Origin of the sequence: uncultured Gemella sp. (assembly GCF_963537375.1) — a bacterium.
Taxonomy (GTDB): Bacteria; Bacillota; Bacilli; order Staphylococcales; family Gemellaceae; genus Gemella.
This window is the reverse complement of record NZ_CAUTDQ010000045.1, coordinates 1-13,072: the sequence shown is the minus strand read 5'-3', so window position 1 is coordinate 13,072 and position 13,072 is coordinate 1. Positions and strand designations below refer to the sequence as shown.

The 13,072-nt window shown below is 29.5% G+C and carries 10 protein-coding genes; 9 read left to right on the top strand and 1 reads right to left on the bottom strand.

Translation table 11 applies throughout. The features are described 5' to 3' along the window. Positions 1 to 261 precede the first annotated feature (261 nt). The 9 genes from RYK99_RS07870 (at position 262) to RYK99_RS07830 (ending at position 12,082) form a co-directional block, all read left to right on the top strand. On the top strand, positions 262 to 1,662 hold the full coding sequence (locus RYK99_RS07870) for a cation:dicarboxylate symporter family transporter (RefSeq protein WP_314991587.1): 1,401 nt from the start codon (positions 262 to 264) through the stop codon (positions 1,660 to 1,662). A 169-nt stretch (positions 1,663 to 1,831) separates the two neighbouring features. After that, positions 1,832 to 3,715, top strand: coding sequence for a tRNA uridine-5-carboxymethylaminomethyl(34) synthesis enzyme MnmG (gene mnmG / locus RYK99_RS07865; RefSeq protein ID WP_314991585.1), 1,884 nt, complete (start codon positions 1,832 to 1,834; stop codon positions 3,713 to 3,715). After that, positions 3,708 to 4,421: a 16S rRNA (guanine(527)-N(7))-methyltransferase RsmG gene (gene rsmG, locus RYK99_RS07860; protein WP_314991584.1), complete on the top strand. Its 714-nt coding sequence runs from the start codon at positions 3,708 to 3,710 to the stop codon at positions 4,419 to 4,421. The genes mnmG and rsmG overlap by 8 nt, the downstream gene beginning before the upstream one ends. A 207-nt stretch (positions 4,422 to 4,628) precedes the next feature. After that, positions 4,629 to 5,675, top strand: coding sequence for a PTS transporter subunit IIC (locus tag RYK99_RS07855; RefSeq protein WP_003146850.1), 1,047 nt, complete (start codon positions 4,629 to 4,631; stop codon positions 5,673 to 5,675). Positions 5,676 to 5,827: 152 nt separating this feature from the next. Next, positions 5,828 to 6,760: a 2-dehydropantoate 2-reductase gene (locus RYK99_RS07850; protein ID WP_314991581.1), complete on the top strand. Its 933-nt coding sequence runs from the start codon at positions 5,828 to 5,830 to the stop codon at positions 6,758 to 6,760. A gap of 133 nt (positions 6,761 to 6,893) precedes the next feature. Beyond that, entirely contained in the window at positions 6,894 to 7,253 is a 360-nt protein-coding gene (locus tag RYK99_RS07845) for an Asp23/Gls24 family envelope stress response protein (RefSeq protein ID WP_003146848.1), read from the top strand. An 8-nt stretch (positions 7,254 to 7,261) separates the two neighbouring features. After that, positions 7,262 to 8,914 (top strand): DAK2 domain-containing protein, encoded by a 1,653-nt coding sequence (locus RYK99_RS07840; RefSeq protein ID WP_314991589.1) that lies wholly within the window; start codon positions 7,262 to 7,264, stop codon positions 8,912 to 8,914. A 132-nt stretch (positions 8,915 to 9,046) separates the two neighbouring features. Further along, positions 9,047 to 9,580 (top strand): CvpA family protein, encoded by a 534-nt coding sequence (locus RYK99_RS07835; protein WP_003146845.1) that lies wholly within the window; start codon positions 9,047 to 9,049, stop codon positions 9,578 to 9,580. A 162-nt stretch (positions 9,581 to 9,742) separates the two neighbouring features. Continuing rightward, positions 9,743 to 12,082, top strand: coding sequence for an endonuclease MutS2 (locus tag RYK99_RS07830; protein ID WP_314991577.1), 2,340 nt, complete (start codon positions 9,743 to 9,745; stop codon positions 12,080 to 12,082). A gap of 32 nt (positions 12,083 to 12,114) precedes the next feature. On the opposite strand, the gene RYK99_RS07825 is transcribed toward RYK99_RS07830, so the two are convergent. Beyond that, entirely contained in the window at positions 12,115 to 12,624 is a 510-nt protein-coding gene (locus RYK99_RS07825; protein ID WP_314991575.1) for a GNAT family N-acetyltransferase, read from the bottom strand. Positions 12,625 to 13,072 lie beyond the last annotated feature (448 nt).

The window sequence follows — 13,072 nt, the reverse complement described above, 5'->3', positions numbered from 1 at the left end:
TATCAGGTATTTATTTTTAACTTTTTTTGTCTCACATCATTTACAAATATACAAAGAATTTATAAAATAAACTTTTTTTTGAGCAAAACTATTGAAAATTTCTGAAAATTGTAGTTTAATTTAAGTATCTTTTACATTATGGAGGTACAACATGGAAAAAGGTCATTATCTTTTCCATTCTATCTGTAGATGGAGTAAAATTTAAGATTAAAATTTTACCAAAAAAAGAAGATGAGTAAAAACTCATTTGGAGGATAGAAAATGGAAAACAAATTTACATTTTTTGAGAAATTTATTATGATTTCTACAAAAGAAACGTTATTATTTTTAGTAGTACTTTTTGCGTTATTTTACTTAATGTATTATTTAGCAAAAAAAAGGGTTAGTTCTTCAAAAAGAACGTTATTATCAACAGCAATAGGTTTACTTCTAGGGATTGGTATACAAGCATATTCAGGATTTAGTGATGAACCGATGAAGATTAAATATGTTGCTGAAACAACTACATGGTATTCATTGTTTGGGAATGGATTTATTGATTTAATTAAAATGTTAATCGTACCATTAGTATTAGTTTCAATTATCAATGTTATTGTAAATATTAATGCTAATACTGACGTTAAAAAATTAACAAGATTAACACTAATTATTACATTAGGAATGGTTGCGATAAGTTCTATTGTTGGTTTTGTAGTTTCTGCAGTATTTAAACTTGGAAGTAGTTCTATCGTTTTAGGTAATGGAGATAGCAAAATTAAAGAAGTAAAAAATGTTGTTACAATTATTCGTGAATTGATTCCTTCAAATCCTATAAAAGCAATGGTTGACTTTAATGTAATTGGTGTAGTAATCTTTGCTATGTTTGTCGGACTAGCAGCAAGATATATTCAAAATAAAGATGAAAGTAAAGTAAAAACTTTCATTGACTATATTGCCAATTTACATGCTATTGTATCTCGAATGACAGTACTAATAATTAGATTATTACCTTATGCTGTAATTCCGTTGCTAGCTAACACAATTGCACAAAGAGGATTAAAATCAATTAAAGATGTATTATTATTTATCGGATTATTATATGTAGCAGTAGTAATTCAATTTGTAATTCAAGGATTATTCTTATTACTACATGGTGTTTCACCTGTTACATATTTCAAAAAAGCAAGTAAGCCATTAGTTTTAGCATTTACTTCACGTTCAAGTGCAGGTACATTACCTTTAACTATTAATACTTTAACTAAAGAAATGGGGGTTAACCAGTCAACAGCAAACTTTGTTGCTTCGTTCTCTTCTACAGCGGGAATGCAAGGATGTGCTGGTATTTATCCAACAATGTTAGTAGTATTTTTAGCTAATGCAAATGGAATAACAATTGATGCAACATTATTTATCATGACTGTTATTGTAGTAACATTAGGTTCTGTAGGTATCGCAGGAGTTCCTGGAACAGCAATTACAGCTGCTTCAGTTTCAGTTAATGGAGTAGGTTTTGGAGCATTATTCAATCAAATTAACCCTATTTTAGCAGTAGACCCAATTTTAGATATGGGACGTACTTGCTTAAATGTTAGTGGTGGTATGACAAACTCAATAATGGTTGATAAACACTTAGGTTTATTTAACAAAGATAAATTTTATGAGTTTGATAAAGTAACAGAATAAATAATTTAAATCGTAGTACGAAAGTGCTACGATTTTTTTATGAACATATGTATATTATTAGTGTTTTTCTTCACGATGTGATAATATTATAAAGGTAAAAATTTAGTAATATATCAAAATTTTGGTCAAAGCATTATTTTGCAATTACGTTAAAATATATGGAGGTACTATGACTGAATTTTTAAAAGAATATGATGTTATTGTAATTGGAGGGGGACATGCCGGAATTGAGGCAGCGCATGCCGCTAGTAGAAAAGGTGTTAAGACTCTAATGATTACAATTAATTTAGATACTATTGGTTTTATGCCATGTAACCCGAGTGTGGGAGGACCGGCAAAAGGAATTGTTGTACGTGAAGTAGATGCACTCGGTGGTCTAATGGGAAGAGTAGCTGATAAGACTAATATTCAAAGTAAAATGTTAAATACAGCAAAAGGACCAGCAGTTCGTGCACTAAGAATGCAATCTGATAAAGTTGAGTATCAATTAGAAATGAAGAGAATTTTAGAAGATACTCCAAACTTAGATATTGAGCAAGCAATGGTACGTGAACTTATTATTGAAGATAATAAAGTAGTTGGATTAAGAACTATGCTTGGAACAGCGTATAAGGCAAAAACAATTATTATAACTACAGGTACATATTTACGTGGTGAAATTGTAATTGGAGATATTAAATATTCTTCTGGACCAAATCACCAGATGCCATCTATCGATCTTGCGAAACAATTAGAAGAATTAGGATTTGACTTAGTTAGGTTTAAAACTGGGACACCACCAAGGGTTAATGCGGACAGTGTAGATTTTTCTAAAACAGCAATTCAACCAGGTGATGAAGAAGAACATGCATTTAGTTATGAAACTAAAGAATTTGTTAAAGATCAAGTAGCATGTTGGTTAACTTATACAAATTCAACAACACATGAAATTATCGATAAGAACTTAGGACGTTCAGCTATGTATTCTGGAGTGATTAAAGGAACAGGACCAAGATATTGTCCAAGTATTGAAGACAAATATGTTCGTTTTAACGATAAGGAAAGACATCAACTTTTCTTAGAACCAGAAGGTAGAAATACGAAAGAAATATATGTACAAGGTCTATCTACTTCTTTACCAGATGATGTTCAACGTGACATGGTACGTAGTATTGCTGGACTTGAAAATGCAGTAATTATGCGAAATGGATATGCGATTGAATATGATGCTGTAAATCCAACAACTTTATGGCCAACTTTAGAAACAAAATTAATTGATGGATTATTTACTGCCGGACAAATTAATGGTACGAGTGGTTATGAAGAAGCAGCAGGTCAAGGTATTATGGCTGGAATAAACGCTGCTTGTAAAGTACTAGGAGAGGAACCAATGATCCTTGGCCGTGATGAAGCATATATTGGAGTTCTTATTGATGACCTAGTAACAAAAGGAACAAATGAGCCATATAGACTTTTAACTTCAAGAGCAGAACATAGGTTGTTATTACGTCATGATAATGCTGATATGCGTTTAACAGAAAAAGCTTATAACTATGGTTTAGTAACTGAAGAGAGATATAATAAATTCTGTGAAAAACGTAAGATGGTTGCTGACGAAATTGAAAGACTTAAAACTTTCAGAATAACTCCAACAGCTGCTACTTTAGAAAAACTAGCAGAATTAAATAGTGCGGAAATTCGTGACGGTATTCTGGCGGTTGATATGCTAAGACGACCAGAACTAACTCATGCGAATGTTCTATATTTAGCTAATGATGAAACAGTTCTTCCTAAAGATGTAATAGAGCAAGTTGAAATCGAAGTTAAATATGAAGGTTATATTAAAAAATCTCTTCAACAAGTAGAAAAACTTAAGAAGATGAATGAGATGAAAATACCTACAGATCTAAGTTATGATGAAGTACCAAGTTTAGCTTTAGAAGCAAGGGAAAAACTAAAAAAAGTATTACCGTTAACTATTGGTCAAGCATCTCGTATCTCAGGAGTTAATCCAGCGGATATTTCTATTTTATTAGTATATTTAGAACAACGTAGAGGAACAAATAATGAATAAAGAACAGTTTTATGCTGCAGTAAAAGAAAAGGTAGGGATAGAATTATCGGAACTTCAAAAAGAACAGTATAGTAAATACTATGATTTAGTAGTTGAATGGAATCAGAAGATAAATCTTACTGCTATTATCGAAGAAGATGAATTTTATACAAAACACTTTTTTGATTCAATTTCACTAGCTTTCTATAAAGATTATTCTAATATTGAAAGTATTTGCGATGTGGGTAGTGGAGCAGGATTTCCCTCAATCCCGTTGAAAATATTATTTCCAAATTTAAAAGTTACGATTGTTGATTCGTTAAACAAGAGAATTAAATTCTTAAATTTAGTCAAAGATGAACTAGGACTTAGTGATTGTAATTTTGTTCATGCTAGGGCAGAAGAGTTTGGACAAAATAAAGACTACAGAGAAAATTTTGAAATAGTAACTGCTAGAGCGGTAGCAAGATTAAATGTCTTAGCTGAATTGTGTTTACCATTAGTCAAAAAAGATGGATATTTCTTAAGTTTAAAAGCACAAAAGGCGGAAGAAGAGACTAAAGAAGCGATTAATGCAATAAAACTTCTAGGTGGAAAGTTAGAACAAGATTTAGAATTTGATATTGAAGGTGAAGAGCGTCATATTTTAGAAATAAGAAAAGCTAAAGAGACACCTAACAAATATCCTAGAAAAGCAGGTACACCAAATAAAAAACCATTATTATAGTGTTACTTTGTGATGAAGTAAAAGTATTTAAAAAGTAGCTAAATATCATTTTATACCTAATGATGTAAGCTGCTTTTTAATTTGAATACGCTTTACATAATAAAATAAAGAAAAAATAGATAAATTTTCAAAAAATTCTTTACTTTTATTTGATTTTATATTATTATATTTATTATATTCATTAAAAACAAACAAAGGAGGATGTATATGACGAAATCAGTAAGGGATTTTCTTAATATAATTTTAAACGGTACAGCTTTAGGAGTTGTTGCAGGATTAATTCCAAATGCAGTTCTAAGTACATTATTTAAATATTTAGGAACATTATTTGCACCTGGATTATTCACTACATTAACTCAGGCGATGTATTTATTACAATTTGCAATTCCAGTTTTAGTAGGAGTTATTGTTGGACAAAGTTTAAAATTCAAACCATTAGAGTCAGCAGTATTAGGAGCGACAGTCTTAGCAGCAAGTGGATCTTTAACTTTTAATGCACAAGCAAAAGCATGGACTGGGGTTCCAATGGGAGATTTATTTAACGTCATTTTAATTACAATTATTGGAGCTTTAGCAATTAATCTTGTTAAAGATAAATTTGGAGCTGTTACAATTATTTTCTTACCAATCACTGGAGGATTAGTAGCAGCATTAGGATTAGTAACATTACCATATACTAAGAGTTTAACTAAACTTTTAGCATCGATCATTTTTGAATTTACAACATTACAACCAGTGTTAATGTGTATTTTAATAACGATGACATTTTCGTTCTTAATCGTTACACCTGTATCAACAGTTGCAATGGGATTAATATTATTTTCTAATGAAAACTATGTGGGAGCAGGAGCTGCAACATTAGGATTGGTTTCAGCAGCAGCGGTTCTAGCTATCGGTACATATAGAGCGAAAAGTAAAGGTGCTAGTGTGGCTATCATCTTAGGTGCAATCAAGCTTATGATGCCAAACTGTGCACGTAAACCACAGTTATTATTAACAATTTTAACAACAGCAGCAATCACAGGACTTTCAGGATATTTCCTAAAAATTCTTGGGACACACGAGAGTGCAGGATTTGGTATTATCGGTTTAATCGGACCTTCTAAATCATATGCAATGAATAATGGTAACTTATTACCAGTGTTATTGGCATTCTTCGTAATTCCATTTACAGTTGCATTTTTAGCAGATAGATTTTATTCTGATGTATTGAAATTATATAAGAAAGATGCATATAAACCAGAAAATCTATAATTTATAGTATATAAAAAATAACTTAACAAATTCGTTTCTTAAGAGATGTTTTTGTTAGGTTATTTTATTATATATATTGATTTGATAACACATTGACAAAGTTATTTTATAGTTATAAAATTAAGGTAGAGTACGCTTTAAGGAGATTAATTATGAAAATATTATTTGCAGGAGCAGGAGCTCTTGGTTCAAGATTTGGGTATATGTTATTTAAAAATAATGAAGATGTAACATTTGTAGATGCTTGGGAGGAACATGTAAGAAATATTACTAATAATGGATTAAAGGTAATAATTGATGAGGTAGATTTAGGTAATTATTATATACCGACATATCATCCTGATCAAGTTAGAGGAAAATATGATGTAGTTTTTGTTGCAACCAAATCTATGCAATTAAGAGCTATGCTAGAAAAAGTTAAACATTTATTTCACGATGATACTAAAATCATTTGTATTTTAAATGGTTTAGGTCACGTTGAGACTTTAAAAGATTATATAAAAGAAGAGAACATTCTTATTGGTGTAACAGTGTGGACTAGTGGGCTAGGAGGTCCAGGTGTATTAAATGCTCATGGAACGGGAAAAATAGAGTTAAAACAAGTTAGAGAGATTAACTTAGATGAAACTTTGAAACTTGTAGATAGATTAAATGGGGCAGGTTTAAATATTAGATATTCGGCAGATACATATCAATCAATATGGCATAAAGCAGGGTTAAACTGTGTACTTAATACATTTTGTACGCTTATTGATTGTAATATTAATCAGTATGGAAGCTATGATAAGAATTTAGAATTAACTAGGGCGGTTCTAAATGAAATTACAGCAGTAGGTAAGGCTGAAGGGATTGATATTAAGAAAGATGTAATCGAAAATAATATAAAAAATTGTTTTCCATTAGAGACTGCTGGGGCGCATTATCCATCTTTATATCAAGATATGAAGAATGGTCGTTTGACGGAAATAGATTATCTTAATGGAGAAATTTCAAGACTTGGAAAAATTCATAATATTCCTACACCAGTGTGTGATGTCATTACATTAATGATTCATTCTAAGGAATTTATTAATAATAATAAATAATATTAGCAATATAAAAGGGATGCCAAAAGGCTCTAAGTAAAGAATTATCAATGTTTCACTTGTATTTTTCTGTTAAAAAAGGTATAATAGTTCGTATGTTCAGTTGACTATTTTTAAAATAGGAGGAAAAGATATGTCATTAGAAATTAATAATGAATATGGTCATGTTTCTATTAGTGATGATGTAATCGCATCAGTTGCAGGTGGTGCAGCTGTAAGTTGTTACGGAATTATAGGAATGGCTAGTAAAAATCAAGTTAAAGATGGAATTACAGAAATTTTACGTAAAGAAAATTACGCAAAAGGAATAGTAGTAAAAAAAGATGAAGAAAAACTTGTAATTGATTTATATATCATAGTTATGTATGGAACAAAAATTTCAGAAATAGCTAATAATGTTCAGTCTTCAGTAAAATATCAAATTGAAAAAACTTTAGGTGTCAAAGTTGATGAAATCAACATTTATATTCAAGGCATCAAGGTAAATAAATAGGAGGAAAGATAGTGGAGAAAATTAACGGACTCGTTTTAGCTGAAATGATTGATTTAGGATCAAAAAACTTAGCTAAAAATGCAGAAAAAATAAACTCATTAAATGTTTTCCCTGTACCAGACGGTGATACAGGAACAAATATGAACCTTTCAATGTCATCAGGTGCTAAAGAAACAGCTGCAAATGTTGTAGAAAACATCGGTGAATTAGGTAAGTCTTTTTCTAAAGGATTATTAATGGGAGCACGTGGAAACTCAGGTGTTATCCTTTCTCAACTATTTAGAGGAATGTCTCAGCACATAGCTGATAAAAAAGAAGTTAATGCTAAAGAGTTTGCAGACGCTATTCAAAATGGTGTGAGTATTGCTTATAAAGCGATTATTAAACCAGTAGAAGGAACTATTTTAACAGTAGCTCGTGAAGCAGCGGAAGCTGGACTTAAAGCAGCTGAAAATACTACATCAGTAGTAGAAGTAATGGAAGCAATCTATGTTGAAGCTCAAGCTTCACTAAAAAGAACTCCAGATTTATTACCAATTCTAAAAGAAGTTGGTGTAGTAGACTCAGGAGGTCAAGGGCTTGTTTGTGTATATCAAGGTTTCGTAGCAGCACTTAAAGGTGAAAAAATTGAAGGATTAGAATCTGTAGAGACTAATGTTGTTGATATGCAGTTTGAAGATGATCATGATATGGACTTTATGTCTCCAGAAGATATCGTGTATGGATTCTGTACAGAATTTACTGTTCGTCTTGATAAAGAGAAAAAAGATTTCAACGAAGATAAATTCCGTGAAGATATGAGTAAATTTGGAGATTCTCTTCTAGTTATTTCTGATAGCGAGTATGTAAAAATTCACGTTCACACAGAAACTCCAGGAGATGTATTCAATTATGGTCAACAATATGGAGAACTTATCAAAATTAAATCTGATAATATGAGAGAACAGCACCGTGAAGTTCTGAGAAAACAAGAAGCTAAACAAGCGACTACTCCAAAAGAACTAAAAGAACAAGCAATGATTTCTATCTCTATGGGAGCTGGATTAAGTAAAGTATTAACTTCTATGGGAGTTGATTATATCGTGGAAGGTGGACAAACTATGAATCCATCAACTGAAGATATAATGAAAGCAATTAAAGAAGTTAACGCTAAGAACATTTTTATCTTCCCTAATAATAAAAATATCCAACTTGCAGCAAAACAAGCTGCTGAGTTAGCTGAGGAAAGTGTTTTTGTTATTGAAAGTAAAACAGCGCCTCAAGGTTTAGCTGCGGTTATGGTGTTTAATTCTCAAGCTTCAGCTGATGAAAACTTCGCTAATATGCAAGAAGTATTATCAACAGTAAGTACTCTAGAAGTAACACATGCTGTTCGTGATACTAATATCGAAGGTGTTGAAATTAAAAAAGATGAATTCATGGGAATTAAAGATGGAAAAATAGTGGTTTCTAACTTATCTCTGAATACAGTATTAGAAGAATTATTAGAAAAATCTATTGATGAAGATAAAGAAATTGTAACTCTTTACTTAGGTGAAGAAAGTACAGAAGAATATACTGATTTCTTAGAACAATTAATAGAAGAAAAATACCCTGACGTAGAAGTAGAACTTATAGAATCAGGGCAACCGGTATATCCATACATTATCGGAGTTGAATAATAATTTAAATTTTTTAAAAAAGTAGCATTAGTCTAAAATAGATTAATGCTACTTTAAAGTTGGTAGATTAAAATACTTATATATTAATTATAAGTCATTAAGAAATAGATAATGATTTGAAAGGAGAAAAAAATGGTTGATATAATTATTGCATTATTATTAGCTGCGGGTGCATATTTAGGATACAAACGTGGATTAATCATGCAAATATTCTATTTAGGTACTATAGTGATTGGTTATGCAGTATCTATGTTATTTAGTTCAAGGTTGGCATATTTATTTACAAGTATGATTCCGATTCCAACAGATGTTACGGAAGGGCTTGAGGGAATATATAAAGGACTTAATATTCCAACAGCATACTATCGTATAGTATCATTTATCGTATTATTTATTGTTATTCGATTAATAATACAAATTCTAGCTCAAACATTGGGCGTTATTAGAAAATTACCATTAATAAAAACGACTGATAGATATCTTGGTGCTATACTAGGATTCGTGGAGATTTACTTGATTGTGTTTGTAGTACTTTACCTTGTAACGGTATTGCCTGCTCCAGATTGGAAGATAGCGATATTTAAAGATTCTACATTACCAGATTATATAATTCAAAATACACCAGTATTATCAAAACAGTTTATTAGTTTATTCTTTAATAAATAAAATTAGATTCGGAGTTCCTGAGGTGCTCCGAATTTTTCTATTATATGAGTAAGAAGACGATTTTAATTAAAAGAAATTGTTTAATACTTTTATTTAGTGTATAATAGTTTGTGTTATAAAAAGATAAAGCATGTAAATATAGATTGAAGGAGTGAGATTAGATTGAATAAAATTACTCAAAAGAAAATTAATTTAGATTTAGTATTAAAAGATGTAGAAAAATACTGTTTTTCAGAGTTGTCTTATGAAAAAATAAAAAATTTAGAGTATATTACAAATTTTGATAAATTAGTCGAAGTATATAAGGAGAATGAAGAGGGATATGATCTTCTTAGAAAATACCCAAACGAATTCAAATTAAAAATATTTGATTATAATGCTAGTGTTAAGAAGGCTAAAATTGATAGTGTACTTTCAGAAAAGGAACTTTTTTATATATTACGAAATATTATAACTTATGATAGATTCTCAAGAAGATTTGAAAATATTAAATTACAAGAACATTCTAATTATCCTAGTTTAACAAAATATGTTGTTAAATTAGATGATTTTAGCGATTTGGAAAAATATTTAGATAGAATAATAGATGAAGATGGATATATAAGACCAGATGCATCACTTGAATTAAAAAATATAAAAGTGAATATTTCTAAGTTGAAAAATAAGAGTGATCAGATACTAAAAAATATTCTTCGTTCAAATGTAAAAAAATTAACAGAAGCAATTGTAACAAAGAGAAACGATCGTGATGTAATTTTAGTAAAACCCGAATATAAAAATGACTTTGGCGGGATAATACATGATGAGAGTGCCTCAGGAAATACATTTTACGTTGAACCAAAAGAAAATGTAGAGATTAATAATGAAATAGGAATTCTAAAACGTAAGGAAAAAGAAGAAATTCTTAGAATACTAAAAGAAGCATCTGAAGTAATTAAAGAAAAAGCAGATGAACTTATAAATTCTCTTTGGAACTTTTCTCAAATAGAGTTTATATTTTCAAAAATGAATTTTTGTGCTAGAAATGGCTTTAATAAACAAAACATAGTAAATTCACAAGAGCTTAATCTAAAGAAAGCATATAATCCTTTAATTGATAAAGACGTAGTTGTGAAAAATGATGTTATTCTAGACAATAAAGGAAATTCACTAATAATTACTGGTCCTAATACTGGTGGTAAGACTGTAATTTTAAAGACAGTTGGATTATGTGTGTACTTATCACATCTAGGATTTTATATTCCAGCATTAGAGGAATCAACAGTCGGATTTTTTGAAGATGTATTTGTAGATGTAGGTGATGAACAGTCTATTGAAAATAACTTATCTACTTTTTCTTCTCATATGACTAATATTATTAATATACTAAATAAAACGAATAACAAGAGTTTGATACTTCTAGATGAGTTGTGCTCAGGAACAGATCCTAGTGAGGGGGCAGTACTTTCTATTGCATTACTAGAAAAATTCAAAAAAATGAATGCAACTATATTATGTACAACGCACTATCCAGAAATCAAAAATTATTGTTTTGAGTCTGAGTATTATAAAAATTCTTCAATGGAATTTGATTTTGAAAAATTAAAACCAACATATAGATTTATTATAGGTTTACCAGGTAAATCAAATGCAATAAATATATCTGCTAAATTAGGGTTAGAACAGTCTGTAATAGATGAGGCTAGTTCGTTACTAGAGATAAATACTAAAGAAAACAACTTGTTTATAGATAAACTTTCTGAAAGTATTAGAGAATATGATTATAAATTAGAGTATATAAATAAAACACTAGATGAAATAGATGATGTAAGACAAACTCTAGATACCAATCTACAAAAATATGAAGAGTATAGAGAAAGTCTATATAACGATTTAAGTATTGAACTTAATAGAGAAATTGAAGAGAAGAAAGCAGAAATGCTTGAGATTTACAAAGAGTTTAAAAATAGTTCTTCGTTAAAACAGCATGAAGTTAATGAATTGCTGCATACAATGGATAGAAGTAAAAATAATATTAAACTTCATAAAAAACTACAAAACCAACCTAAGTTTGACAATAGTGAGATTAGAGTTGGAGATGATGTATTAGTATTAAGTTATAATCAAAGAGCGACAGTTTTAGAAATTTCAGGAAATACGTTACAGATAAAAATGGGTGCTATGAAACTAAATATTAAGAAAAAAGAAGTTAGAAAAATAGATAGTGAACCTGAAGTGGCTACTAGATATGTAAGTACAAGTAGTGTTAGCAGCAAAAAAGTAGGTATTGATATTAATGTAATAGGATTAAATACAGAAGAAGCTATAAGGGAAATAGAAGACTATATGGATAAAGTAATACTTCAAGGGTATGATACATTTACTATTATCCATGGTTTAGGTTCTGGTATCTTACGTAAAAATATCGGAGAATATCTTAAAAATAATAGATATGTAGCTAGCTATAGAACCGGAGGTCAAAACGAAGGTGGAATGGGAGCTACTGTAGTTGAGATGAAATAAAAGGTTAAGTTGGATTAAATTCCAACCTAACCTTATTTTTTATATATCCAATATCTTAGTGTAATTCTAGATTCTTCTATTACCTCGTTATCTAAAATACCACCGCATGATTCTATAGTACGTTTTGAAGCAATATTATTTTTATCACAGGTGATTAAGATTTTCTCTAGACCAAGTGAAAACAAAAACTCAGAAGTGTAGTTTAACATTTTCTTAGCGTAACCTTTTCTTCTTTCAGATTTTCTAACACTATAACCAATATGCCCACCAAAGTTTAAAAGATAGTCATTAAGTTCATGTCTACCATTAATAACACCGACAATCTTATCATTATCTAGTGCAAAAAAAGTATGAGCAGTGACAAAACCAGGGGTTACTGTTTTCTTATACTTAGTATTTTCTACAAACTTTACCCATTCATTAGTAGCTAAAACTGTTAAGTTGGCTGCACCAGGAATTGTTTCGTTGTTTAGAATAAATTCGTTTTTATAGTCTTCTATTTGTTGAAGAGAAACATTAATAGGTTCTTTAAAAATAATCATAAAAGCTCCTCCTTATACTGTATACTTATATAATATCACAATAAAATTTGATTATAAATAGCAAATAGAAAGAAATATTGAAATAAAAATGAAAAAATATGAAAATAAATGTTGACAAGTAATAAAGTTGATGATAGAATAGTAAAAGTCTTCTCAAGAAGACGAACAATATAAGATTTCTAATAATTAAATGTTAAGAAAATATAAAAAAGTTCTTGACAAAATAAAAAAGAAATGATAAACTTATAAAAGTCTTGAAGAAAGACAAAACTTATCATTTCAACGAAGTAAACGGTTGAAAAGTTTTAAAAAATATAAAAAACTTCTTGACAAACATTCGAAGAAATGATAAAATAATTAAAGTCTTCTGATGAAGATAAAAAAAACATTTTAAAAAAAAGTTTTAAAAAAGACTTGACAAAGAAATTTAAAAATGTTAAAATATAAA

What these genes read in the sequence shown, in the direction of transcription:
- rsmG (WP_314991584.1), top strand. Translation starts at nt 3,708, where the DNA reads ATGAATAAAGAACAGTTTTATGCTGCAGTAAAAGAAAAGGTAGGGATA.
- RYK99_RS07835 (WP_003146845.1), top strand. Translation starts at nt 9,047, where the DNA reads ATGGTTGATATAATTATTGCATTATTATTAGCTGCGGGTGCATATTTA.
- RYK99_RS07845 (WP_003146848.1), top strand. Translation starts at nt 6,894, where the DNA reads ATGTCATTAGAAATTAATAATGAATATGGTCATGTTTCTATTAGTGAT.
- RYK99_RS07850 (WP_314991581.1), top strand. Translation starts at nt 5,828, where the DNA reads ATGAAAATATTATTTGCAGGAGCAGGAGCTCTTGGTTCAAGATTTGGG.
- mnmG (WP_314991585.1), top strand. Translation starts at nt 1,832, where the DNA reads ATGACTGAATTTTTAAAAGAATATGATGTTATTGTAATTGGAGGGGGA.
- RYK99_RS07870 (WP_314991587.1), top strand. Translation starts at nt 262, where the DNA reads ATGGAAAACAAATTTACATTTTTTGAGAAATTTATTATGATTTCTACA.
- RYK99_RS07825 (WP_314991575.1), bottom strand. Translation starts at nt 12,624, where the DNA reads ATGATTATTTTTAAAGAACCTATTAATGTTTCTCTTCAACAAATAGAA.
- RYK99_RS07855 (WP_003146850.1), top strand. Translation starts at nt 4,629, where the DNA reads ATGACGAAATCAGTAAGGGATTTTCTTAATATAATTTTAAACGGTACA.